Source organism: Christiangramia echinicola DSM 19838, assembly GCF_000423065.1.
Classification (GTDB): Bacteria; Bacteroidota; Bacteroidia; order Flavobacteriales; family Flavobacteriaceae; genus Christiangramia; species Christiangramia echinicola.
Map to the genome: position 1 here is coordinate 64,397 of NZ_AUHG01000010.1, position 24,896 is coordinate 89,292.

Annotated in this window: 18 protein-coding genes; 12 read left to right on the top strand and 6 right to left on the bottom strand. The window is 38.0% G+C overall.

The window, feature by feature from the left end; genetic code table 11:
• Positions 1-83: 83 nt before the first annotated feature.
• Positions 84-3,068: a DNA polymerase III subunit alpha gene (locus G530_RS0100710; RefSeq protein WP_026932695.1), complete on the top strand. Its 2,985-nt coding sequence runs from the start codon at positions 84-86 to the stop codon at positions 3,066-3,068.
• 108 nt (positions 3,069-3,176) lie between these two features.
• Here G530_RS0100710 and G530_RS0100715 read toward each other — a convergent pair whose 3' ends face one another.
• The gene (locus G530_RS0100715; RefSeq protein WP_026932696.1) at positions 3,177-4,736 is read right to left on the bottom strand and encodes an NAD(P)/FAD-dependent oxidoreductase; all 1,560 of its coding nucleotides are present in this window, start codon (positions 4,734-4,736) and stop codon (positions 3,177-3,179) included.
• 107 nt (positions 4,737-4,843) lie between these two features.
• Between G530_RS0100715 and G530_RS0100720 the strand changes: the two genes are divergently transcribed.
• Positions 4,844-5,278 carry a retropepsin-like aspartic protease gene (locus G530_RS0100720; protein ID WP_026932697.1) on the top strand — a complete coding sequence of 145 codons (435 nt, stop codon included), beginning with the start codon at positions 4,844-4,846 and terminating at the stop codon, positions 5,276-5,278.
• A 243-nt stretch (positions 5,279-5,521) separates the two neighbouring features.
• Here the strand turns inward: G530_RS0100720 and odhB are convergent, their stop codons facing one another.
• The 3 genes from odhB to G530_RS0100735 all read right to left on the bottom strand — a co-directional run bounded on the left by odhB (position 5,522) and on the right by G530_RS0100735 (position 10,762).
• Positions 5,522-6,796: a 2-oxoglutarate dehydrogenase complex dihydrolipoyllysine-residue succinyltransferase gene (odhB, locus tag G530_RS0100725; protein ID WP_026932698.1), complete on the bottom strand. Its 1,275-nt coding sequence runs from the start codon at positions 6,794-6,796 to the stop codon at positions 5,522-5,524.
• 44 nt (positions 6,797-6,840) lie between these two features.
• The gene (locus G530_RS0100730; protein WP_026932699.1) at positions 6,841-9,621 is read right to left on the bottom strand and encodes a 2-oxoglutarate dehydrogenase E1 component; all 2,781 of its coding nucleotides are present in this window, start codon (positions 9,619-9,621) and stop codon (positions 6,841-6,843) included.
• A gap of 166 nt (positions 9,622-9,787) precedes the next feature.
• The gene (locus G530_RS0100735; protein WP_026932700.1) at positions 9,788-10,762 is read right to left on the bottom strand and encodes a polyprenyl synthetase family protein; all 975 of its coding nucleotides are present in this window, start codon (positions 10,760-10,762) and stop codon (positions 9,788-9,790) included.
• A 140-nt stretch (positions 10,763-10,902) separates the two neighbouring features.
• Here G530_RS0100735 and G530_RS0100740 point away from each other — a divergent pair, with 140 nt between their 5' ends.
• From G530_RS0100740 to G530_RS0100755, 4 genes are read left to right on the top strand one after another with little or no spacing between them, the layout of a single operon-like run.
• Positions 10,903-11,502, top strand: a complete 600-nt coding sequence (locus G530_RS0100740; RefSeq protein ID WP_026932701.1) for a TetR/AcrR family transcriptional regulator — start codon at positions 10,903-10,905, stop codon at positions 11,500-11,502.
• A complete protein-coding gene (locus G530_RS0100745; RefSeq protein ID WP_026932702.1) occupies positions 11,492-12,931 on the top strand; it encodes a TolC family protein in 1,440 nt (479 codons plus the stop codon). The genes G530_RS0100740 and G530_RS0100745 overlap by 11 nt, the downstream gene beginning before the upstream one ends.
• 19 nt (positions 12,932-12,950) lie before the next feature.
• A complete protein-coding gene (locus tag G530_RS0100750) occupies positions 12,951-14,123 on the top strand; it encodes an efflux RND transporter periplasmic adaptor subunit (RefSeq protein WP_026932703.1) in 1,173 nt (390 codons plus the stop codon).
• Between the two features lie 10 nt (positions 14,124-14,133).
• Entirely contained in the window at positions 14,134-17,649 is a 3,516-nt protein-coding gene (locus G530_RS0100755) for an efflux RND transporter permease subunit (RefSeq protein ID WP_026932704.1), read from the top strand.
• An 80-nt stretch (positions 17,650-17,729) separates the two neighbouring features.
• Here the strand turns inward: G530_RS0100755 and G530_RS0100760 are convergent, their stop codons facing one another.
• Entirely contained in the window at positions 17,730-18,095 is a 366-nt protein-coding gene (locus G530_RS0100760) for a toxin-antitoxin system YwqK family antitoxin (RefSeq protein ID WP_026932705.1), read from the bottom strand.
• A gap of 230 nt (positions 18,096-18,325) precedes the next feature.
• Between G530_RS0100760 and aspS the strand changes: the two genes are divergently transcribed.
• The 4 genes from aspS (at position 18,326) to G530_RS0100780 (ending at position 22,483) form a co-directional block, all read left to right on the top strand.
• Positions 18,326-20,074: an aspartate--tRNA ligase gene (gene aspS, locus G530_RS0100765; RefSeq protein WP_026932706.1), complete on the top strand. Its 1,749-nt coding sequence runs from the start codon at positions 18,326-18,328 to the stop codon at positions 20,072-20,074.
• 57 nt (positions 20,075-20,131) lie between these two features.
• Complete coding sequence (locus G530_RS0100770; RefSeq protein WP_026932707.1) at positions 20,132-21,922, top strand: chloride channel protein; 1,791 nt, start codon at positions 20,132-20,134, stop codon at positions 21,920-21,922.
• A 45-nt stretch (positions 21,923-21,967) separates the two neighbouring features.
• The gene (locus tag G530_RS0100775; protein WP_240472116.1) at positions 21,968-22,195 is read left to right on the top strand and encodes a hypothetical protein; all 228 of its coding nucleotides are present in this window, start codon (positions 21,968-21,970) and stop codon (positions 22,193-22,195) included.
• A gap of 93 nt (positions 22,196-22,288) precedes the next feature.
• A complete protein-coding gene (locus G530_RS0100780) occupies positions 22,289-22,483 on the top strand; it encodes a cold-shock protein (protein WP_026932709.1) in 195 nt (64 codons plus the stop codon).
• Between the two features lie 52 nt (positions 22,484-22,535).
• Here the strand turns inward: G530_RS0100780 and G530_RS0100785 are convergent, their stop codons facing one another.
• Entirely contained in the window at positions 22,536-23,495 is a 960-nt protein-coding gene (locus G530_RS0100785) for an NAD-dependent epimerase/dehydratase family protein (RefSeq protein WP_026932710.1), read from the bottom strand.
• A 153-nt stretch (positions 23,496-23,648) separates the two neighbouring features.
• Between G530_RS0100785 and G530_RS0100790 the strand changes: the two genes are divergently transcribed.
• Positions 23,649-24,194, top strand: coding sequence for a hypothetical protein (locus tag G530_RS0100790; RefSeq protein WP_026932711.1), 546 nt, complete (start codon positions 23,649-23,651; stop codon positions 24,192-24,194).
• A gap of 51 nt (positions 24,195-24,245) precedes the next feature.
• A complete protein-coding gene (locus G530_RS0100795) occupies positions 24,246-24,776 on the top strand; it encodes a nuclear transport factor 2 family protein (RefSeq protein WP_026932712.1) in 531 nt (176 codons plus the stop codon).
• The last annotated feature ends 120 nt before the right edge of the window (positions 24,777-24,896 follow it).

The following is a 24,896-nucleotide window of genomic DNA, read 5'->3' on the forward strand; positions in this document are numbered from 1 at the left end:
TTCAGAATGACAGCAGGAAGATGTCCTCAGTTTCGACTTCGTCGAATCTTCGATTTCAGGTCTCAATAAATTATAATGAACAATTGTACTTAAACTGCCATACATACTACTCTTTACGCTACGGCACAATGTCTACCGCCGAACTATGCGAACTGGCGAAGCAGAACGGTGTAAAATACCTCGCTGTTACCGACATTAACAACACTTCAGCCTGCTTGGAATTCATTAAACTCAACAAAAAGACCGATCTAGAACCACTGGTCGGGATCGATTATCGAAATGGAATTGCTCCAATATATATTGGAATTGCCAGAAATAATGAAGGTTTCCGGCAATTGAATGCCCACCTTTCTCATCATCTACATAAAAAAAAGGATTTTGAAGATGAAGCTCCACTCCTGCCCGATTGCTTTGTTATTTATCCTTATGAAAAAGTAGTAAGTCTCAAAAAGAACAAATTCAGAGCAAATGAATTTATCGGTGTTTCTATAGACAACCTCCGTAAATTGAAATTTTCAGAATATCGAAAACTGGAAGATAAGCTCATCATTCTGCAAACGGTAAGTTTCCGGAATAAGAAAGATCATAACGCTCACCGCCTGCTTCGAGCTATAGATAACAATACGCTACTGAGTAAACTTCCCGATAGCGAACAAGGCTCATTTTTAAATAAAATGTTGCCCTTAGAGATACTTCAGAATGAATTTGAAGAATTTCCACATATTATTGAAAACACGAAAAAACTGATCGATTCCTGTAAAGTTAATTTTGAATTCGGGCGTGAACAAAACCGGAATTTACAGATTGCCGGGAATAGCGAAAAAGAAGATGAAGAAAAACTAATTCAGCTTTGTTATAAGAAGCTTCCGGAAAGGTATCCGGATAAAAAAGAGGTAGTCTATGTTCGGGTAGAAAAAGAACTTAAAGTGATCATCAGGCTGAAATTCGTCTCCTATTTTCTTATCAACCTTGATATTGTGAATTATGCTAGATCCCAGAAATATCCTTTTATAGGGCGTGGTAGCGGAGCGAATTCCGTCGTTGCTTATATTCTGGGTATTACCAATGTTGATCCTATTGAACTCGACCTTTATTTTGAACGCTTTATAAACCCAAACCGTAGTTCCCCTCCCGATTTTGATATCGACTTCTCCTGGAAAGACCGGAATGATGTCACCGATTATATTTTCAGGACTTACGACAATACCGCTTTAATGGGAACTTACGTAACCTTTAAATACCGGGCAGTGGTAAGGGAATTGGGAAAAGTCTTCGGACTTCCAAAAGAGAATATAGATAAATTATCTTCTACTTTTTTTGATTATAATCAACTGGATTACCTGGAAAAACTGGTGTTGAGATACAGCAGATTGATTGACGGTTTCCCGAATTATTTAAGTGTTCACTCCGGTGGAATTCTCATTCTGAATGATTCGGTTCACAATTATGCCGGCACTTTTCTGCCACCTAAAGGTTTTCAAACCATTCAGATAGATATGAATATCGCCGAGGATGTGGGAATTCACAAATTCGATATTCTGGCTCAACGCGGACTCTCCAAGATCACTGATGCTATTGAGATCATACAACGAAACCAGCCCGATGCTGAAATTGAAGATATCGAAAACATCAAAAAATTTAAAGAAGATCCAGCTATTAATAGCCTTTTAAAAGTTGGAGATTGTATGGGTGTATTTTATGTGGAATCACCAGCCATGCGCGGACTCCTCACCAAACTGCAAACCGATAATTATATGAACCTGGTCGCGGCTAGCTCGGTCATAAGGCCGGGAATTTCCAGCGCCGGAATGAAGGAAGAGTTTATTCGCCGTCATCGTGATCCTGAACTTAGAAAGAATGCCCACCCGGTCATGCTAAAAATCATGAAAGAAACTTATGGCGTGATGGTCTACCAGGAAGATGTAATGAAGGTTGCCTACGAATTTGCTGGTCTGGATCTGGATGATGCCGATGTACTTCGCCGTGGCATGAGCGGAAAGAAAACATCTAAAGGCCAGATGGAGAAGATCGAACAGACCTTCAGGGAGAATTGTAAGAAGCGTGGATACAGCGATAAACTCACCGATGAAGTCTGGGAACAGATCTCTTCTTTTGCCGGATACGCCTTTCCGAAAGGTCATTCTGCATCCTATGCGGTAGAGAGTTATCAGAGTTTATATCTCAAAAAATATTTCCCACTGGAATTTATGGTAGCGGCGATCAATAACGGTGGAGGTTTTTACGATCTTCAAACCTATATTCAGGAGATTCGAAAATGTGGTGGTAAGGTGCATGCCCCCTGCATCAACAAAAGCGACCATCCCAACACGATCTATGCTAGTGATGTATATCTGGGATTGGGATATATCAAGGAACTGGAAAATAAAACCATTCAGCAGATCCTTGAAAACAGGCAGTTTTTCGGTCCGTTTAAATCGCTGGATGATTTTATAGATCGTATTTATATTTCCATTGATCAGTTAAGTCTTTTGCTGAAGATAAATGCATTCAGGTTTACAGGTGTAGACAAACATGAATTACTCTGGAAAGCCTATTTTAAACTGAATAAATCCAAACCAAAAAGTAATCAGGCATTATTATTCAAACCTCAACACAGAGATTTTGAACTACCGGAATTTGAACGTTCAAAAATGATAGAAGCTTATGATCAAATGGAGTTGCTTGGCTTTCCTCTATGCAGTCATTTTGATCTTTTGAAAGAACCTGTTGAAAACGGACTTACCGCGAATGACCTTAAGAAGAATATTGGTAAGGATGTGGAGATCTTCGGGAACCTGGTAAACGCGAAGAAGAATGGAACTTCTAATGGAAAATATATGTACTTCGGAACCTTCTACGATATAGTGGGCGGGATTTTCGACGTGGTGCTTTTCCCTAAGGTAGCCGAGAAATATCCGCTAAGGAGTCGCGGTATTTATAAATGCTTCGGAAAAGTAACCAGTGACCTTGGTTTTATTTCTTTAGATATAAAATGGATCGCCCGGCAGGCAACTCAAACAGATCCGAGATTGGTGGAAACAGGATTTAAGACCGGTATTCAAAATTAAAAAGTACACTTCGCCTCGCTCAGCTCGGTATGATTGACAATAATGAATAGAAGAATAGAACCTGAGATTCTTCACTTCGTCTAATCTTCGATTTCAGGGTCTCATTAATTACACTTCCGTATATTTCCTAGCGATTGCATCCACGCAATTAATACCATCAATCGCGGCAGAAATAATACCACCGGCATAACCAGCTCCTTCACCACAAGGATAAAGACCTTTGATCTCTACATGTTCCAACGATTCAGGATCACGCGGAATCAAAACCGGAGAAGAAGTCCTGCTTTCCGGTGCATGTAATACTGCGTCATTTGTATAATAACCCTTCAATTTCTTTCCGTATTGAACAAATGCTTTTCGCAATCGGCGGGCAATAAGATCTGGAAGTACCTTATTAAGATCCACACTAACGATTCCAGGTTGATAGGACGTCTTCGGAAAATCCTTTGAAACCTTTCCTTCTACAAAATCTTTCATTCGCTGAGCTGGAACCTGCTGTGTTTTTCCGGCCGCTTCCCAGCAATTCCTTTCAACTAACTTCTGAAAGTCCAGACAAACAAAAGGATCGTCTGGGCTGTAATTGGGCAAATCTGAAGGTTCTATACTAACCACAATACCCGAATTGGAATATGGGTTATTTCGTTTGCTTGGGCTCCACCCATTGGTCACCACTTCCTCCTGATAAGTAGCGCAAGGTGCGATGATTCCACCAGGACACATACAGAAGGAGTACACACCCATCCCGTCTACCTGCTCTACCAGACTATAAGATGCCGGGGGCAAATAAGGGTTTTCGTCTTCCCCGTGATACTGGATATGATCTATTAATTTCTGTTGATGTTCAATACGAACACCTAAAGCGAATGGCTTAGCCTCGATCTTAATATTTCTGTCATCTAAAAGATAGAAAATATCCCGGGCAGAATGACCTGTTGCCAGTATAACCTCATTAAAAGGACGCCAATTTTCACCATTGATCTGTATAGCGTCAATTTTATTTCCCTGTATCTTAAGGTCTGTGAGCTTTGAATTAAAATTCACTTCCCCACCAGCTTCAATTATAGCTTCCCGCATTGCGGTGATGATCTTTGGTAACTTGTTAGTCCCTATATGAGGATGAGCATCCACAAGAATATCAGGATCGGCACCAAAATTCACAAACCATTCCAATGCCTTTAGCACGTTGCCCCGTTTTTTAGATCGGGTATATAATTTACCATCAGAATAGGTTCCTGCACCACCTTCGCCGAAACAATAATTTGATTCGGGATTCACGACCTGTTCTTTATTGATCTTAGCCAGGTCGAATCTTCTGGATCTAACATCCTTTCCTCTTTCAAAGACAATTGGTTTCAAACCTGCCTCAACCGCACGTAGCGCTGCATATAAACCAGCAGGACCAGCACCGATGATAGCAATTTCTTTAGCTCCTGTCACATCACTTAAAACAAAGGAAGAAATTTCAGTTTTCTGTTCACCTCTTTTCCAGATTTCAACCTGCAAGTTCAGTCTCACTGGTTTTCTTCGAGCATCTATAGAACGCTTTCTAATTCTCCAGTCCTGGATATCGTCCTTTCGAATTCTAGATTTTTGAATTGCTCTATTCAGCAAAAGATCGCGATCTTCCTGCTCCTGTGGTAAAGCGGTGATTTGTACCAATGTGCTCATAGGCGACAAAGATAGTATGTATTTTTTCTAATTTTCAGATTAAAATATTTATAGATAAAATCATCAATTTCAACTATTCCTATAATCCTATATTTGTAAAAAAAGCAATGTCACTAAAGAAGCTATTAGAAGAAAAAGGATTTCATCGCATAAAAATGAAGTTCACAAAAACCAATCACCTAGAGGTAGTTGCCAAGATAAATGATATTGAAGGGAATTTTATTCTTGATACCGGTGCATCCAGTACATGTGTAGGTATAGATACTATTGAACATTTTGATCTACTCCCGGAAGATAGTGATATAAAGGCAGCTGGAGCTGGAGCTACAAATATGCTTACCCAGATCTCTCAAAAGAATCGGATTGAAATAAAAGGCTGGAAAAAGAAAAAAGTGGATCTGGTGCTTTTTGATCTTAAGCATGTGAACGAAGCCCTTATTAACCACAAAGCTGAAAAAGTGCACGGAATTATTGGTGCCGATATTCTCAAAAAAGGCAAAGCAGTAATAGATTATAAGAACAAGGCTTTATTTTTGAAATAAAAGGGAAAAATCCCCTTTGACTGGTAAACTATTAAAAAGTAGATTTGAATAGTTTCAAATAAAAAAGAAATATTATCAAAGCTAAAGCCTTCTCACAGTTCTTATATATCCTTCTAGCCGTTGTAACGGTGGGAACTTTAGCATTGAATCTTATTCGTTTGTTAGTTTTGTTTTAATTTTCGTTAGAATAAAAAAGGGTCTGCAATTACAGACCCTTTTTTTATTCTAATTTCCTCGGATAACTTATAATTCCAAAGCTCTTTTTACATCATTATCCATTAGTAATTCTTCAGGATTCTCTAAGGCTTCTTTAATCGCAACCAGGAATCCAACAGATTCTTTACCATCAATGATCCTGTGATCATAAGATAAAGCTACATACATAATAGGTCTTATTTCAACATGACCATCTATTGCAACCGGTCTTTCTACAATATTATGCATTCCAAGGATCGCACTTTGTGGAGGGTTGATAATTGGTGTTGATAACATAGATCCAAAAACTCCGCCATTTGTGATCGTAAAAGTACCACCCGTCATTTCATCTACAGTGATCTTTCCGTCACGAGCCCTAAGAGCCAGTCGTTTTACCTCTGCTTCCACTCCACGGAAACTTAAGTTTTCAGCATTTCTTATAACAGGTACCGTAAGTCCTTTAGGTCCCGAAACAGCAATACTAATATCCTTATAATCATAGCTTACCTGGTAATCTCCATCTATCATAGAGTTTACCGCAGGATACTCGTCTAATGCACGAATAACCGCTAAAGTAAAAAAGGACATGAAACCAAGACTTACGCCGTGTTTATCCTTAAATTCCTCTTTATATTTCTTTCTTAATTCGAAGATTGGAGACATATCTACTTCGTTAAAAGTAGTAAGCATCGCAGTATCATTCTTAGCGCTTACTAAACGTTCTGCCAGTTTACGACGGAACATAGACATCTTTTTCTTCTCTTCTCCTCTGGTACCAGTTCCAGGGGTTCCCATAGAAGCTTTTGCTTCAACTGCATCCTCTTTAGTTACACGACCATCACGTCCTGTTCCTTTTACGTCTTTAGAAGCTATCCCTTTTTCATCAAGAATTTTCTTAGCTGCCGGGGATGGACTTCCAGTGGCATAAGTATCCTGCTTTTGAGAAGGAGTGCTTGATTTGGAAGGAGTTTCAGTCTTAGCATCTGCCTTATCACTGTCCTTTTTATCCTCAGTCTCTTCCTGTCTTTCTTTTTCTTCCTCTTCCGCAGGTTTATCGTCTGAACTATCTCCGCCACCCGGCTTTTCAGCTTCAGTATCTATAAGACAAACTACTTCCCCTACTGCTACTACATCGCCTTCTTCTGCCTTTAGAGTGATAATACCACTTGCTTCTGCCGGAAGTTCAAGAGTAGCTTTATCGCTATCTACTTCGGCTACCGCCTGATCTTTTTCAACGTAATCCCCGTCTTCTACCAGCCACTGAGCTATTTCAACTTCAGTGATGCTTTCCCCGGGTGAAGGAACTTTCATTTCTAAGGCCATGATTGTTATCTATTTATTCTCCTGAAATTTCAGGAAATTGATTCTTAATTATTTTCTTCTTCGTTTAAATTCTTATCAAATACACTATTGATCACGCGCTCGTGACGTTTTTTGAAACGTACTGAACTACCTGCAGCAGGCGAACCATAAAATTTACGGCTGCATACTCTAAATTTGCGTGATTCTTCAAAATGCAATAATAAGTGTGCATATGCTCCCATATTACGAGGCTCTTCCTGAGCCCAGACAATATCGTCTGCATTACTATATTTATCCATTAACTCTTTCATTTTTGAAATAGGTAATGGGAATAATTGTTCAATTCTTATCAAAGCAACATCACCTCTTTCATTCTCCTCTTTATGCTTTAGAAGATCGTAATAGAATTTACCAGTACAGAATACCAGTGTTTTAACTTTATCTTCTTTCGCATCGGGATCATCTAAAACCGGCTGGAAACTACCATTGGCAAATTCCTCTTTGGTTGAGATCACTTTTGAATGACGTAACAAACTTTTTGGAGTGAATATGATCAAAGGCTTTCTGAATTTCGCCTTCATCTGTCTCCTCAAAATATGGAACATATTGGCTGGTGTTGTAACATCTGCCACATACATATTATCCTTCGCACAAAGCTGAAGAAAACGCTCCATTCTACCTGAAGAGTGTTCTGCTCCCTGACCTTCATAACCATGAGGTAATAACATCACCAGGCCATTTTGAAGTTTCCACTTATCTTCAGCTGCAGAAATATATTGATCTATCATGATCTGCGCGCCATTTACGAAATCTCCAAACTGCGCCTCCCAAATTGCGAGCGTCGTAGGACTAGCCATGGCATAACCATAATCAAAACCTACCACCCCATATTCTGATAGAAGGGAATTATAAATGAAGAAATCTCCGTCCCTGTCCTTAATATTATTGTGCAGGATAATTTCCTCTTCACTGTCTTCAGCTTTTAATACTGCATGACGGTGAGAGAAAGTCCCTCTTTCTACATCCTGACCGCTTATTCTAATATTATAACCTTCAGCCATTAAAGATCCATAAGCGAGATGCTCGGCCATAGACCAGTCCAGCTTATTGTCTTCAAAATACATTTTCTTTCTACCGTCTATGATCTTTTTGATCTTCCTCATGAATTTCTTGCCCTCAGGCAATTGAGAAATGGCTTCGGCTACCTTATCTAAATTATCAACGTTGAATGTGGTATCTACATCCCCCATCATTTCGTCTTCCTGAACATTTTCAAAACCATCCCATTCATCTTCCATAAATGGAGTAATTCTGGTAGTTTCTTCCTTTCGGGAATCTTCAAGTTTTTCTTCTAGTGCAGCTTTATAGGATTCCTCAAGTTTTTTAAGGTAACCCTCATCTGCGACTCCTTCTTTCTTAAGCCTCTCAAAATAGATATCTCTAGCATTTTCATGCTTCGAAATAGCCTTATAAAGCTTGGGCTGCGTAAATCTAGGCTCATCACCCTCATTATGACCGTATTTTCTATAGCCAAGTAGATCTATAAATACGTCTCTTTTAAATTTCATTCTGAAATCCAATGCAAAAAGAATTGCATGAACCACTGCTTCAGCATCATCTGCATTCACATGTAACACTGGAGAAAGGGTAACTTTCCCAACATCTGTACAATATGTTGAACTTCTCGCATCAAGATAATTGGTGGTAAATCCAATCTGGTTATTTACCACAATATGAATGGTCCCGCCGGTTTGATAACCTTCCAGCTGAGCCATTTGTACTAATTCATACACCAGTCCCTGTCCTGCTATGGCAGCATCACCATGAACAAGAATTGGAAGAACCTTAGAATTATCGCCTTCGTAGCGACGATCCTGTTTTGCACGTGCAATACCCTCTACTACGGCACCTACAGTTTCAAGGTGCGAAGGGTTTGGTGCAATATTTATATTTATTTCGTTACCGTTATCGGTAGTTCGGCATGAAGTCCAGCCAAGATGATATTTTACATCCCCGTCAAAAATATCCTGCTCGTAATCTTTTCCGTCAAATTCACTAAAGATATCTTTAGCACTTTTTCCGAAGATATTTGTAAGAGTGTTCAACCTTCCACGGTGAGCCATTCCCATTACAAATTCCTTAACTCCTAACTCTGCCGCTTTTTCAATAAGCGCGTCTAAGGCAGGGATCAGACTCTCTCCTCCTTCCAGTGAAAAACGTTTCTGACCTACATATTTGGTATGAAGAAAAGATTCAAAAGAAACCGCTTCATTAAGCTTTTTCAGAATCTGTTTCTTCTCTGTCTCATCGAATTTAGGATGATTCTCATTAACATTAAGTTTATTCTGAATCCACTCGATCTCTTCGGGCTTACGAATGTACATATATTCGATCCCTATAGATTCGCAGTAAATGCTTTCAAGATGTCTAATGATCTCCTTAAGCGAGGTTGGTCCAATGCCAAGAATATCTCCTGCATTAAAAGTGGTCTGAAGATCGCTATCTTCAAGACCAAAATTGGAAATATCCAGGGTTGGAGCATATTTTCTACGCTCTCGAACCGGGTTGGTTTTAGTAAATAAATGCCCTCGGGTACGATAACCGTCAATTAAGCGAATTACCTGAAATTCTTTTATAACGTGTGCCGGAATCTCACCTTCTGAAAAATCTACAGGAGCCTCACTTAATACTTCTTCTGAAACGCCATCTTGTTGCATTCCAAAATCAAATCCCTGGAAAAAAGCCCTCCAACTGGGCTCCACACTATCGGGATGCTTTAAGTATTGATCGTAAAGTTCTGCGAAATATGCAGTATGAGCAGCATTTAGAAATGAAAATCTATCCATAAAATTGAAACCAATGTTTCTTTTGTTTTGAAAACATAGCAAAAATACAATTTTTAAAAAAAACAGCTTGCAGGCATTATGATAATTCTCTATGGGATTATAGGAATTTTAACAATGCTTGATAATGAGGGTTTAATAAGCTGAAAATTATAGAGATATTGAAAAACTACACCTGACGCTCCATCAGCATCTGACCGAAATTACGCAGAGGCTCTTTTTTATCTTCCGGCATTTCTATTTGCTCCAGGATCTTAAAAGCCTTTTCGGTATAAATTTCTATCTCATTCCTGGTAAGCTCAGCAGCACCAGAACTTTCAAATAGCGCCTTAACAGCTTCTATTTTTCCGGAATTATCTACAGGAGAAATAGAATATAAGTGTTCTAACTGTAATGCTTCACTTCTACCTGCAAGCTCGAGTGTCTTTAAATAAAGGAAAGTTTTCTTGTTTTCAATAATATCTCCACCTGGCTGTTTCCCGAATGTTTCTGGATCTCCAAATGCATCCAGGTAATCATCCTGAAGCTGAAAGGCAATTCCAAGCAGTCTTCCATATTGATAGATGGCTTCTTTACATTCATTTGAAGTTCCAGCTACGATCGCACCCATTTGAAGGGAAGCCCCAACAAGCACCGCTGTTTTATATTCGATCATCTTTAAATAATCTTCTATACTCACATTGTCTAAGGTCTCAAAGTCAATATCATATTGCTGACCTTCACAAACCTCTATGGCAGTTTTTGTAAAAAGTTTAGACAACTCTTTAAAAGTTTCTCCTTCGTAACTTTCAAATAACTGGTAGGCATTGATAAGCATTGCATCTCCAGAAAGTATCCCGGTGTTGATATCCCACTTTTCATGAACTGTTTCCTTACCTCTTCTTATAGGAGCATCGTCCATGATATCGTCATGAACAAGCGAAAAATTATGGAATATTTCTATTGCTAAAGCAGCATCTAAAGCTTTCCTGTAATCACAGTCAAAAATTTCTGTTGCCATAAGGACCAGGACAGGTCTTAACCTTTTACCGCCCTGTTCAAGTATATAAACCATTGGCTCATATAAATTAGCAGGTTCCTTAACCCTGATCTTTTCGTGCAGATAGTCGATTATCGCTTCTCTATACTGGGAAATGGCAAGCATGAAATAAAAAATTTTCCGCTAAAATACCATAATTGATAGTATTTCAAATTTTAAGCCAATGTTAAATAATAGTAAAACTTTGGAAACTTCTATTGTTTTTAAAGTTTCCAAAGCCTAAATTTGCCAAAAATTTTTCCACAGTGAGAGATGATATATTAAATACGGCCGCCGAGATGTTTCTCAATTATGGCTTTAAAAGTGTAACCATGGATGATATAGCCGAAAGAATGGGTATATCAAAAAAAACCATTTACACCCACTATTCTACCAAAAGTAAATTAGTATTAGCCACCAGTCACCATGTTTTTGAGAATATTAATTGCGGGATTGAACAGATCAGGGAAAAGAAACAGAACCCTATAAAAGAAAATTTTGAGATCAAGAGATTTGTGATCCACCACCTGAAGGATGAGAAAACCTCTCCTAATTTTCAACTACAAAAATATTACCCCAAGGCATTTGAAAGTCTTAAAAACAAACAATTTGAACTTTTAGATAATTGTATTAGCGATAATATTAACAGGGGAATAGAAAGTGGCGATTATAGAAAAGATATGCCAATAGAATTTATTAGCCGTATTCATTTTGTAGGCATGATGGGAATTAAAGACACCAATCTTTTTCCGGTAGAAAAATATAGCCACGCAAAATTAATGGATTATTTCCTTGAATACCACTTGAGAGCCATTTGCACTCCAAAAGGAATAGAAACACTAGAAGAACTTTTAAATGAGAAATAAAGCCCTTAAAATATTCAGTATTTTACTTTTATTTACCGCTGCATTAACTGCCCAGGTAGAAAAACCAAGCACTTACAGCCTTTCCCTGGAAGAAGCAATTGAGTTTGGAATTAAAAATAACTACCAGTCCAGGATCGCTGAAAAAGATGTGGAGATCGCTCTGAAACAAAAATGGGAGATCATTGCGCAGGGATTACCACAAATTAGCGGAGCAGTAGATTATCAAAATTTCCTTAAACAACCAGTAACCTTATTGCCAGCATCAGCTTTTGATAATACCCAAAGCACAATAGATGTGGTTCAGGAATATTTTGATGATGTTCAGAGAAATAACACTCCGGTAAATACTCCAGAAGGGTTTATTCCGGTAAGGTTTGGAACTAAACAAAGTGTAAACGCTACCGCAACCTGGAGTCAGTTGATATTTGATGGTTCATATATCGTTGGGATACAATCTGTACAAACACTTTTACAGATCTCGAAAAACGCCAAAACGAAAACCGACCTTGAAATAAAAAAGGCAATTATTAACGCTTATGGCAATGTACTTCTAGCTGAAGAAAGTGTCGAAATCCTTGAAAAAAACGTTGAAGCCCTACAAAAAACTTACGACGATACTAAAAAGATCTTCGAAAACGGACTTACGGAACAGGAAGATGTAGAACAATTAGAGATCACTCTTATAAACCTTAAAAACAGTTTGAACAGAAGTGAAAGAATGACACAGATCTCTTATGAAATGTTGAATTTAAGTCTTGGGATTCCTGTTGAAGACCAGGTAATGCTAACAGATGATCTTGACCAGCTAGCGATAAAATTCTATGAACCTGCTATCCTTGAAGAACAGATCCCAATAGAAGAAAATATTGATTACCGTATCGCTAAAAATTCAGCTGAATCTGCCCAGATTCAGGTGAAACTTCAGAAAGCCAAGGCCTTACCTACGCTTACTGGATTTGTTAATTATGGTTACCAATCCTTCAGCGATAAATTCACCTTTTTAGACAGCGACCAGGAATATTTTGGGCAATCTGTTTTAGGTGTTAGCCTTAATATTCCAATTTTCAGCAGCGGAATGAGAAGTTCCAAAACAAAACAACGGGAAATTGAATATGAGCAAGCCCTTTTAGACCTTGAACGAACAGAGAATGAAGTAAAGGGACAGATCAACATGGCTAAAAGCGAATATGAATTCACAATAGAAAATTATCAAAACGCTATTAGAAACCTTGAGTTGGCAGAAAGGATCGAAAATAAAAATCAGATCAAATTCTTTGAAGGAATAGCCAGTAGTTTTGAATTAAACGAAGCTCAGCGACAACTATATTCTGCCCAGCAAAACTATCTGCAGTCTATGCTGGATGTAATTTCAGCAAAAGTAGAGCTGGAGAATTTATTAGACACAAGAACTTATTCATCTGAAAATTAAGAACATTAACTCCTTACAAATGAAAAATATATTTTACACCCTTTCGCTTTCACTCCTTTTGCTAGGTGTTTCCTGCGGAGAACCAAAAAAGAACTCCACAGAAGCTGTTCTGGAAAGTAACGATGTTGAAAAAATTCAGCAAAAAAGGGACGAATTAACTAATCAGCTTGTCGCATTAGAAGGCGAAATTAAACAGCTTGATAGTAAATTAAAGGAAATAAATCCCGAAAGAAATATTCCTTTGGTCACCTCTTATGAAGTGAAATCTGAGGAGTTCAATCATTTCCTGGAACTTCAGGGAAGTGTGGAAACAAAAAAGAATGTAGTTCTTAATGCGGAAATGGCAGGAGTTCTGGAAAGGGTTTATGCAACCGAAGGGCAAAGAGTTTCTAAAGGGCAGACTTTAGCCAAAATTGATGACGGCGGATTAAGCCAGCAACTTGCTCAAATGCAAATTCAACTAGACCTGGCCAAGACAACTTACGAACGTCAAAAGCGTCTATGGGATCAGCAAATTGGTAGTGAAATTCAGTTTTTGCAGGCTAAATCATCCTATGAAGGGCAGGTAAATGCCGTAAATCAAATGAAAAGTCAGCTTTCCAAATCTGTAATTACCGCTCCATTTTCAGGAGTTGTAGATGATATTATCACAGAAGAAGGAAATGTGGTTTCTCCCGGTCAAACACCGATCTTAAGATTGGTTAACCTCGATGATATGTATATTAAGACCGATGTCCCAGAGAATTATATTTCAGATGTGACCGAAGGCAAATCTGTAGAAGTCACTTTCCCTGTTCTTGGTGAAACTGTTGAAACCAAAGTAAGACAAACAGGTAGTTATATTAATCCGAATAACAGAACTTTCAATGCCGAAGTAGAAGTACCAAATAAGAACAAAAATATCAAGCCTAACCTTTCGGCCAGATTAAAGATAAACGATTACACGAATGAAAATGCGATCCTTGTTCCTCAAAATATAATATCTGAAAATGCTGAAGGTGAACAATATCTTTTTGTTATTCAGGAAGTAAAGGATGAAAAAGGAACCGCCAGGCAGGTGATCATAGAAACTGGTAAGACCCAGGGAGACAAGATTGAAGTTCTAAAAGGACTTAATGATGGAGATTTGGTAATCCAGGAAGGCGCACGTAGTGTAAAAGAAGGCCAAACTGTAAAATTAATCAATTACTAACAAGGCATTTATGGCTAAGAAAAAAACACATTTAGAGAAAGAATTTCCTCTTTCATCATGGGCTATAAAGAATAAGACTACCATATATATTGGTATGATTCTTATTCTATTCTTCGGAATCTCTGCCTACTTTAGTATGCCACGTGAAAGTTTCCCGGAAATTAAGGAAACCAAGATATATGTTAGCTCTCTATATCCCGGGAATACAGCTGAAGATATTGAAAAGCTTATCACAAATCCCTTAGAGGATAAATTAAAAACGGTAAGTAATGTAGTAGAGATCGTTTCTACTTCTCAGGAAGACTACTCGATGATCACTGTTGAGTTTGATGAAGACATCTCGGTAGAACTTGCCAAACAAAAGGTAAAGGATGAAATAGATTCTGAAACGTCTGGAGAAGACTGGCCTACCTTTAATGGCGCAAAAGTGGAACCAAACGTTTTCGAGCTCAGTATGTCTGAGGAAATGCCAATTCTGAATATTAATATTTCTGGAGACTATCCGGTGATGAAATTGAAAGAGTTTGGTGAATACCTTGAGGATGAAATTGAAAATCTTCCGGAAATTAAGAAGGTAGATATTCGTGGAGCACAGGAAAAGGAAATTGAGGTTGCGGTAGACATCTATAAAATGATGGCTTCATCAGTAAGTTTCAATGATATCACCAGCGCCATCAGCAATGGGAATATGACCATGTCTGCCGGTAACTACAAAGCCAGCGGTCAAAGAAGAACGATTAGGATTCTTGGAGAAATTGATGATCCTGAAGAACTGGAGAATTTTGTAGTGAAGTCTGAAGACGGTGATAATGTGTATCTAAAGAATATCGCCGATATAACTTTTAAAGAAAAAGACCGAACAACCTTCGCCCGCGAGTATGGTGAAAGTGTAGTAATGCTTGACGTAAAAAAGAGGTCTGGTAAAAACATGGTTGCCGCTGCAGAAAAGGTCGAAAAGATCGTGGAAGATGCAAAGGCCAATGTTTTCCCTTCTAATTTAAAAATATCGATTACCAATGACCAGTCTTCCAAAACAATTGGACAGGTAGATGATCTGGTTAATAATATCATTTTCGGGATCATCCTGGTGGTAACAGTACTAATGTTCTTCCTTGGATTCAAGAATGCATTGTTCGTAGGGTTTGCGATCCCCATGTCTATGTTTATGTCCCTTATGATCCTTAATCAATTGGGCTATACCATGAACACTATGATCCTTTTCGGACTTATTATGGGTCTGGGGATGCTGGTGGATAATGGAATTGTGGTCGTAGAAAATGTTTACCGACTCATGGACGAGGAAGGTTATACCAGGCTGGAAGCAGCCAAGGAAGGTATTGGTGAGATCGCATTCCCAATTATCATTTCTACAGCAACAACAGTAGCTGCATTTATTCCGCTGGGATTATGGCCGGGTTTAATGGGACAGTTTATGATCTATTTCCCAATAACCCTCTCGGTAGTGTTAGGTTCCTCCTTATTTGTGGCAATATTTTTCAATTCAGTCTTGGTATCTCAATTTATGCGGACCGAAGACAGGAATATGCCTTTAAAAACCATCATCAGGGTTTCAGGTATTATTATTACCATAGGATTATTAATATTCTTTTTTGGGGGCGAATATAGTGCATTAGGATCCCTAATGATCTTTACCGCAATAATGGTGTGGGTCTACAGATTGTTTCTTAGAAAAGCAGCTAATAAATTTCAAACTGGTTTTCTGGTTAAGCTTGAAAACTGGTATGAAAGGAGACTTACTTCTTCTTTCAAAAAGAAGCGTCCATACTGGATCGTTGGAAGTACCTTTCTACTGCTCATTGTCGCATTTATGGCATTTGGAGCTTCGCTGGCCTCTCAACGAACCAAGGTAGAATTCTTCCCGGATAATAAACCAAACCAGATCATTGTATATATCGAATATCCTGAAGGAACTGCGATTGAAAAAACCAATGCTATCACTAAGGAGATCGAAGAACGAGTTTATAGTATTCTCAATAGTGATGAATATATGGATGACGGCTATAACTTCCTTGTAGAAAGCGCCGTTTCCCAGGTAGGTGAAGGAGCAGGAAATCCACAAACAGATGGTGGCTCTGCAGCAGAAATGCCTCATAAGGGTAAGATCACCGCCTCTATGAGAGAGTATAAATATCGAAGAGGAAAAGACAGTGAGGTTTTACGTCAAAAAGTTCAGGAAGCCTTAGATGGCATTTACCCTGGGGTGCTTATTTCTGTGGAAAAAGACCAGAATGGACCGCCTGCGGGAGCACCGATCAATATCGAACTGGAAGGTGAGGATTATAATGAATTGATCGCAACAGCAGAAGAAATGCGAAAATTCATTAATAGCAAAAATATCCCTGCTATCGATGAACTTAAAATTGATGTGAATAAAGATAAGCCTTCTATGCTTGTTGAAGTTGATCGGGAAAAAGCCGGTGAACTTGGAGTAAGCGCAGGACAGGTTGGTCAGCAATTGAGGAATTCCATCTTCGGGACCAAAGCAGGAGTTTACAAAGAAGGCGGTGAAGACTATGATATCTACGTAAGATTCGATGAAGATAGTAGGTACAATAGTAGTGCATTATTCAATCAGGCTATAACCTTTAGGAACAACAAAGGGCAATTGAGGGAAATACCTTTATCTGCCGTTACTTCTAAAAGCAATAAGTCTGGATTTAGCGCAATAAAGCATAGAGATACTCGTAGAGTAGTTACTGTGTATTCGGCATTAACACCGGGTTATACAGATGCTGGAGCGGCAGTAAGCCAGATCCAGAACGAGATGAGAAATTTTAATGGAATTCCTGAAAATATTAGTGTAGATTATACAGGTCAGTTAGAGGAGCAAAACAAACAACAGGCTTTCTTAATGGGAGCATTCTTCAGCGGATTAGGATTAATATTCCTTATCCTGATCTTCCAGTTCAATTCTATATCTAAACCGTTGATCATTATGATCGCGATCTTCTTAAGTTTGATCGGGGTATTTGGCGGAATTGTAATTTCAGGAGCACCTTTCGTGATCATGATGACCATGATGGGAATTATTTCCCTGGCCGGGATCGTGGTAAACAATGGTGTGGTTTTGCTCGATTATGCGCAGCTACTCATAGACAGGAAAAAACTAAGGATGGGAATTCCTGAAGATGAATTTCTACCTAAAGATGAATTATTACTTACCATTATTAGATCTGGTAAAGCCCGTTTGAGACCAGTATTGCTAACCGCTATCACCACTATTTTAGGATTGATACCTCTGGCAATAGGCCTTAACCTGGATTTCTTTACTCTTTTCAGTGAATTTGACCCTAATATTTACTTTGGTGGAGATAACGTGATCTTCTGGGGGCCATTAGCATGGACCGTGATCTACGGTTTAATAATAGCAACTTTCCTTACTTTGATCATAGTGCCGCTTTTATTCTATATAGCAATAAGAATTAAAATGTGGGTACATTCAATTCGTAACAAAGATGAGGAGACTGATAGAACAAAGGTCAAAGAAGCAGAATATGCAGAATAGAAGCTAATTTCATTATAGTTATGACAACAAAAAAACCCCGAAGCATTGCTTCGGGGTTTTTATATTCTAAATTCTTTTATTTATTGATTACTTACCAGTGAGCTGTCGCTTTTCCAGCTATTAACACTAGCAATTACGCTATTTTGGTAGTCCACTTCTGTAAGTTTATCTTCAGACCAGAAAAACCATTTCCCGCTTTTCTTACCATTTTCGTAATTCGCGATGGCTGTCTTTTTACCGTCCTGGTTGTAAGAAATCCACTCTCCGTGGAGTCTACCGTCCTTGTACGTACCTTCCTGTCTAACACTTCCATCTTCATAATAAAACGTTCCTTTAATTAAATCTCCCTGATTTTCAAAAACAGGTTTTTCATCTTCATTCTGCGACATAGCAGCTCCTCCCACAAGGAAGATACCTGCTAATAGTATATTTTTTATTGTCTTCATAGCTCTTTTTCAATTAAGGTTAATATTACAAATATAACGAAAGTTTACAAAAACGCAATATTTACGTAACATTAAGTTAACATTGAAGATGTTTTAAACTGAATTTCAGCAGTTTACACTACTAACCTCAAGTAACATTGAAATAAATTCATTTAATTTTTAATCAGGAAAGGTTCAGTAAAAGTGTTTAACTTCTTACTTTTGTGCCCATTCTAAATTTGAAGGATAAGATGTATAGAAGTCATACCTGCGGTGAACTAAGCGCACAACAGATCGGTAACAAAGTAACCCTTTCAGGATGGGTTCAAAAGGTTAGAAATAAAGGTTTCATGATCTGGGTAGATCTTCGTGATCGCTATGGTTTAACTCAGTTAATATTTGATGAGGAACGATCTTCAAAAGATTTGATGGATAAGGCTGGAAGTCTGGCTCGTGAATTCGTTATTCAGGTAGAAGGTACCGTTATAGAAAGAGTGTCTAAAAACCCGAATATCCCTACAGGAGAAATTGAAGTTCTGGTAGAAGATTTCAAAATTTTAAATGCTTCTAAAACGCCTCCCTTTACGATTGAAGATGAGACTGACGGCGGTGAGGATCTTAGAATGAAATACAGGTATCTTGATATTAGAAGAAATCCAGTAAAGAACAAGCTTATGTTCCGCCATCAGGTAGGTATGAAAGTGAGGAACTATCTATCTAATGAAGGTTTTATAGAAATTGAAACCCCATATTTAATAAAATCTACTCCTGAAGGTGCACGTGATTTTGTTGTACCTAGTAGAATGAATGAAGGCCAGTTCTATGCTCTTCCTCAATCTCCTCAAACATTCAAGCAGTTATTGATGGTTGGTGGAATGGATAAATACTTCCAGATCGTAAAGTGTTTTAGAGATGAAGATCTTAGAGCAGATCGTCAGCCAGAATTCACTCAGATAGATTGTGAAATGGCTTTTGTTGACCAGGAAGATATTCTGAATATTTTTGAAGGTCTTACCAGACATTTGCTGAAAGAGATAAAAGGTGTTGATGTAGCTGAATTCCCAAGAATGACCTACGAGGATGCCATGAAGAAATATGGGAATGACAAACCAGATATTAGATTCGGGATGGAATTTGCTGAATTAGATGATCTGGCTAAAAATAAAGGCTTTAATGTATTTGATCAACAGGAACTGGTAGTTGGAATTGCTGTACCCGGTGCCGCAAGCTATACCAGAAAAGAGATCGACAATCTTATTTCGTGGGTTAAAAGACCTCAAGTTGGTGCTAACGGACTGGTTTGGGCGAAATATAACGAAGACGGAAGTTTGAAATCTTCCGTAGATAAATTCTATTCACAGGAAGATCTGAAATCCTGGGCTGAAGCTACAGGAGCTAATCCAGGAGACCTTATCCTGGTAATGGCAGGAGACGCTGCAAAGACCAGAACTCAATTAAGTGCTTTAAGAATGCATTTAGGAAATGAACTTGGTTTAAGAAAATCTGATGAATTTGCTCCATTATGGGTTGTAGATTTCCCACTTTTAGAATGGGACGAGGAAACCGAAAGATTCCACGCAATGCACCACCCGTTTACATCTCCAAAGAAAGAAGATTTTGCTCTATTGGAAACAGAACCTGGAAAAGTTAGAGCAAACGCTTATGATCTTGTAATGAATGGTAACGAAATTGGCGGAGGATCTATAAGAATCCATGATAAGGAGACTCAATCACAAATGTTCAAATACCTTGGATTCACTCCAGAAGAAGCAAAGGAACAATTCGGTTTCCTTATGGATGCTTTTCAGTATGGTGCTCCTCCACACGGTGGTATTGCCTTTGGATTTGACAGGCTTGTGGCTATATTAGGTGGCCAGGAAAGTATTAGAGATTTCATCGCCTTCCCTAAAAATAATGCTGGTAGAGATGTGATGATAGACGCTCCTGCAAAACTTGACAATGAGCAACTAAATGAGTTGCATCTTCAATTGAAATCATAAAAATAAACATCCCGCTTAAGGCGGGATTTTTTATATTCATAGGCTAATTATATCACGGTGGCGAAATTCAGGAAATCTTTGTTGCACAAATTCTTGAACTGGAAATCCAGAAACTTATCCCATCGCCAGTTTTTAATGATCATAAGTGCCCTGATAGGTTTTATCGCCGGTATTTGTGCTGTCACCATTAAGAACCTTACCCATTTTATACAGGTTTTCCTAAAAGGTGATAACATCATAAATTACCACAATGCCTTTTATTTTATATTTCCGGTAATAGGTCTTTTAATAGTTTACCTGATCTTCAAATTCATTTTAAGAAAGAAAGTAGGTCAGGGTATTCCGGCGACGCTTTATGCCATTTCTAGGCAAAAAGGGATCATGAAACGTTTCCAGATGTATTCCTCCTTAATTACCGCTCCTATTACCGTAGGTTTTGGCGGATCTGTAGGACTGGAAGCTCCAACAGTGGCAACAGGAGCATCCATAGGGTCTAACCTTTCCAGATTATTCCTTTTAAATCAAACTACCAGAACATTATTAATTGGATGTGCTGCAGCCGGAGCTATGTCTTCGATCTTTAATGCACCCATTGCGGCGATCATTTTTGCCATAGAAGTCTTTAGCCTGGACCTAACACTAGCTTCATTATTACCATTATTGATAGCCTCAGTATCAGCAGTGCTTACCTCCTATTTCTTTTTTGGCACCGAAATAATTCTGCCTTTTAAGCTAGAAGACGCATTTAAGGTTTCAGAAGTGCCTTATTATATTTTATTGGGAATCGTAACCGCTGGCTTTTCAATATATTTCTCCAGCATTCATTTTAGACTAACTAGATTAATGTCCAGGATCAGGTCTAATATCCTAAGATTAATAACCTGTGGATTGCTATTAGGCTTAATTATATTTTTCATTCCGCCATTATACGGGGAAGGTTATAGCGTGGTAAATAACCTGCTTCAGGAAAACTACCTCGAAGCTCTGGGTACTAATTTATTTAATGCATATCTGGATAGTATATGGGTTGTAATAGTTCTTCTATTAGGTCTGGTGATTTTTAAGATCGTGGCTACTTCTCTTACTTTAAGTGCTGGCGGAGTTGGAGGTATTTTTGCCCCGGTGATGTTCATGGGAAGCGCTTTGGGTCATGGTTTTGCTTTATTTCTGAATAACCTCGGAATTTTCAAAGATCCTATTTCTGTAAGTAATTTTACGTTGGTAGGCATGGCAGGATTAATGGCCGGGGTACTACATGCACCGCTAACCGCGATTTTCCTTATCGCTGAACTTACTCATGGCTATGAACTTTTTATACCGCTAATGATCACTGCAGCCATATCTTATATGATCACCAGTAAATTCCAGCCACATTCTGTATACACGATGGAACTGGCTCAGCGGGGAGATCTTTTAACTCACGATAAGGACCAAACGGTATTAACTTTGATGAATATTTCAAATGTTATCGAGAAGAATTTCATTCCGCTCAGAATTGATATGAACCTGGGTGATGTAATTCATGAAGGAGTTGTAAAATCTTCCCGGAATATTTTTCCGGTGGTAGATGAAAACCATAATTTTATGGGCATCATTTTACTAGATGATATACGTTCTATCATGTTCAATGAAAAGCTGTATGACGAAGTAAAAGTTCAGGATATTATGCAGCAGGCACCTGAAATTATTTACCTGGAAACTGATAGAATGAAAGCGATCATGAAGAAATTTCAGGAAAGTGATGCCTGGAATCTACCGGTGGTGAAAGAAGGTAAATACGTAGGATTTATTTCTAAATCCAAGATGCTTACCGCCTACCGGAAAAAATTAATTGAAGTGACCGTTTAGTAAATATACTGGTCAATAAAATATTAGAAAGAGATGAAATTATTTATGAAAATTTTAGGAATTGCCATCCTTATTGCAATAGGAGTTGGATTCTATTTTCGACTTACAGATGACCTGGTTACAGGAGATAGAATTATAGGAATTGCCGTACTGGCAAGTGCTTTTATCTTAATGCCTATCTTCCTTGTCGTTAGATGGAGAGGTAAAAAACTGAAAGATTATACCCTCTCTGAAGAAAACATGAAGAAGATGAGAGAGACCGGTATTGATTAGGACGTTAACATAAAAAAATCACAAAAAATTCTGATTTTCAGCAGATTCTAAAATATTATCTATTATGTTTGTGCTTTATTAATTATTATTTTTATGCAAGGCACAGTAAAATTTTTCAATGAATCTAAAGGTTATGGATTCATTACCAACGACGACACAAAAAGAGACATTTTCGTACACATCACTGCTCTTAACGGAGAAACCCTCCAGGAAGGTGATAGAGTAGAGTACGAAGAAACAGAAGGAAAAAAAGGAATAAACGCTACAGATGTACGTTTAGTCGATTAATATATTTTTTCTGAGAGAAAGTAAAAGCCGCTTTTCAGCGGCTTTTTTATTTTTAGGCTTTTTCCTTTAAAGTCTTACCAACTCCCTCAAGCATAGTAGTAGTCATCTTCTCAAGATCAAACTCATGCTCCCAACCCCAATCTTCTCTTGCTGCATTATCATCAATACTAGAAGGCCAGGACTCAGCAATTTTCTGCCTGAAATCTGGTTCATATTTAATCTCGAAATCTGTGATATGCTTCCTTATCTCTTTCGCTAAAACATCTGGAGTAAAACTTATCGCAGATAAATTATAAGAAGATCTTACCTTAACCTTTTCTGCCGGAGCCTCCATGATATCTACTGTAGCCTTTATCGCATCGTCCATATACATCATTGGCAATGCAGCATCTTCTGCAAGAAAACTGGTATATTCAGAATTCTTTATGGCCTCGTGAAAGATCTCTATCGCATAATCTGTAGTACCTCCGCCAGGCAGTGTTTTGTAACTAATGATTCCAGGATATCTTATACTACGAACATCCACACCAAATTTATTGAAGTAGTACTCACACCATCTTTCCCCGGTTTGCTTACTTATCCCGTAAACGGTTGTAGGCTCCATAACCGTAGTTTGAGGAGTATCATCCTTTGGTGTGCTAGGTCCAAAAACGGCAATACTTGAAGGCCAGAATATCTTATCTATAGTTCCCTCTTTAGCCAGGTTCAAAATATGAAATAAGGAATCCATATTTAAATCCCAGGCTTTCATAGGAGCTTTTTCTGCAGTAGCACTTAGCATAGCTGCCATTAGATACACCTGCTTTACTTCATATTTTTGAACGACCTCTTTTATATGAGGTTCATCTGTAGCATTTAAAATTTCAAAAGGACCCGATTGCATTAATTCTTCTGCTCCTTCTCTGATATCACTGGCGATCACCTGATCATTGCCATGAATCTCTCTTAACTTCAGCGTAAGTTCAGTACCAATTTGTCCGCAGGCACCGATTATCAAAATCCTTCCGGCCATAAATTAAATTTTTTGCAAATATATTTATTTATATAGAGGAATTCGTAATCTTAGTATTTTCTTGGCGTATTTTACTAAGAATCCTTCAATGAATTTTTAAGCTGAACAGATCGATAAATAATGAATAACTTTGTTGAATACTGAAATCCTTTTATGCATAAATTCATCTATCTCATACTTATCCTTTTAATAGCAGCCTGTAAAACCGACAAGGATGCTGAAGAATCTGCCAGCAACATAGAAGATACTACCGCTTTTCAGAAAAAATTAAAGATTGAAGATCCAAATTATGCACTTGAGCCTGAAGCTAAAGATTACGCTTTAAAATGGGTTGAATATATCACCGCCCAAAATGAAGTAAATAAGCTGGAAACAGCCACAATAAATGAGGTCAAGAATAATGCCGGGGCTATTGCCCAGATCATGGAATCCTTGAAGAATTCGGTCCCAGACAGTCTGAAATCTGTAGCGGTAGAGGCAAGACTGAATGTAGTTAACACCAAAGCCCAGTTATTAAAACAATATTCTAGCAGGCAGGATCCAGATGCTGAAGATATTGCAGAAACTACAAAGGAACTCCATTTAGAGTTCAATAATCTAAAGCTTCAGATGAATGAATTATTCCTTAAAACCCTGGAAGAATTTGAAAAGGAATTGGATGATTTTGAAAGAGAAGAGAGAGAACAGGATAGTATTTGAGAAAACTTTTAGCCATGACTTAAAAGTCGTAACTTAATGTAAATTTTAAAAATGAAGAAATTAGCTCTTTTAAGTCTTATTCTAATGGGATTTCTTATCCCACCAGGTCTTAATGCTCAGGTCAAGAATACTGAAGAAAATATCAATGCTGTAAAAAGGCAGGTCAACAAAACTATAGGAAAGTGGCACAAAGCGGCTAGTGAGGCTAATTTTGAGAATTATTTTAAGTTAATGACAGATGATGCTATTTTTATAGGAACAGATCCCACCGAAAAATGGAATTTACCGGAATTTAAAAAATTTTCAAGACCATATTTTGAATCGGGAAAAGCCTGGAGTTTTTCAACCCTTAATAGAGATCTATATGTGCATGAGAATCTACGGGTAGCATGGTTTGATGAACTCCTGGACACTCAAATGGGAATTTGTCGTGGTTCGGGTGTTGTAATGAAAGAAAAAGGTAAATGGAAAATTCACCATTATGTCCTTTCAATTGCTATACCTAACGAAAACGTTGATGAGATCACTAAAATAAAAAAAGAATTTGATCAGGATCTTATCTCAAAATTTAAGAAAAACTAAGCCTTTTTATTTCTTCTTTGGTTAGTTCTATATATGCTCAGTTTTTGACTAACAGTTTCTTACACCTAAAAATCCACAAGTAATCACTTTGATATTTTAGTCAATTTTTTACTTTAGCGA

Coding starts and splice junctions, on each gene's coding strand:
- G530_RS0100715 (WP_026932696.1), bottom strand. CDS start 4,736: ATGAGCACATTGGTACAAATCACCGCTTTACCACAGGAGCAGGAAGAT.
- G530_RS0100720 (WP_026932697.1), top strand. CDS start 4,844: ATGTCACTAAAGAAGCTATTAGAAGAAAAAGGATTTCATCGCATAAAA.
- odhB (WP_026932698.1), bottom strand. CDS start 6,796: ATGGCCTTAGAAATGAAAGTTCCTTCACCCGGGGAAAGCATCACTGAA.
- G530_RS0100730 (WP_026932699.1), bottom strand. CDS start 9,621: ATGGATAGATTTTCATTTCTAAATGCTGCTCATACTGCATATTTCGCA.
- G530_RS0100735 (WP_026932700.1), bottom strand. CDS start 10,762: ATGCTTGCCATTTCCCAGTATAGAGAAGCGATAATCGACTATCTGCAC.
- G530_RS0100745 (WP_026932702.1), top strand. CDS start 11,492: ATGAGAAATAAAGCCCTTAAAATATTCAGTATTTTACTTTTATTTACC.
- G530_RS0100750 (WP_026932703.1), top strand. CDS start 12,951: ATGAAAAATATATTTTACACCCTTTCGCTTTCACTCCTTTTGCTAGGT.
- G530_RS0100755 (WP_026932704.1), top strand. CDS start 14,134: ATGGCTAAGAAAAAAACACATTTAGAGAAAGAATTTCCTCTTTCATCA.
- G530_RS0100760 (WP_026932705.1), bottom strand. CDS start 18,095: ATGAAGACAATAAAAAATATACTATTAGCAGGTATCTTCCTTGTGGGA.
- aspS (WP_026932706.1), top strand. CDS start 18,326: ATGTATAGAAGTCATACCTGCGGTGAACTAAGCGCACAACAGATCGGT.
- G530_RS0100775 (WP_240472116.1), top strand. CDS start 21,968: ATGAAAATTTTAGGAATTGCCATCCTTATTGCAATAGGAGTTGGATTC.
- G530_RS0100780 (WP_026932709.1), top strand. CDS start 22,289: ATGCAAGGCACAGTAAAATTTTTCAATGAATCTAAAGGTTATGGATTC.
- G530_RS0100785 (WP_026932710.1), bottom strand. CDS start 23,495: ATGGCCGGAAGGATTTTGATAATCGGTGCCTGCGGACAAATTGGTACT.
- G530_RS0100790 (WP_026932711.1), top strand. CDS start 23,649: ATGCATAAATTCATCTATCTCATACTTATCCTTTTAATAGCAGCCTGT.
- G530_RS0100795 (WP_026932712.1), top strand. CDS start 24,246: ATGAAGAAATTAGCTCTTTTAAGTCTTATTCTAATGGGATTTCTTATC.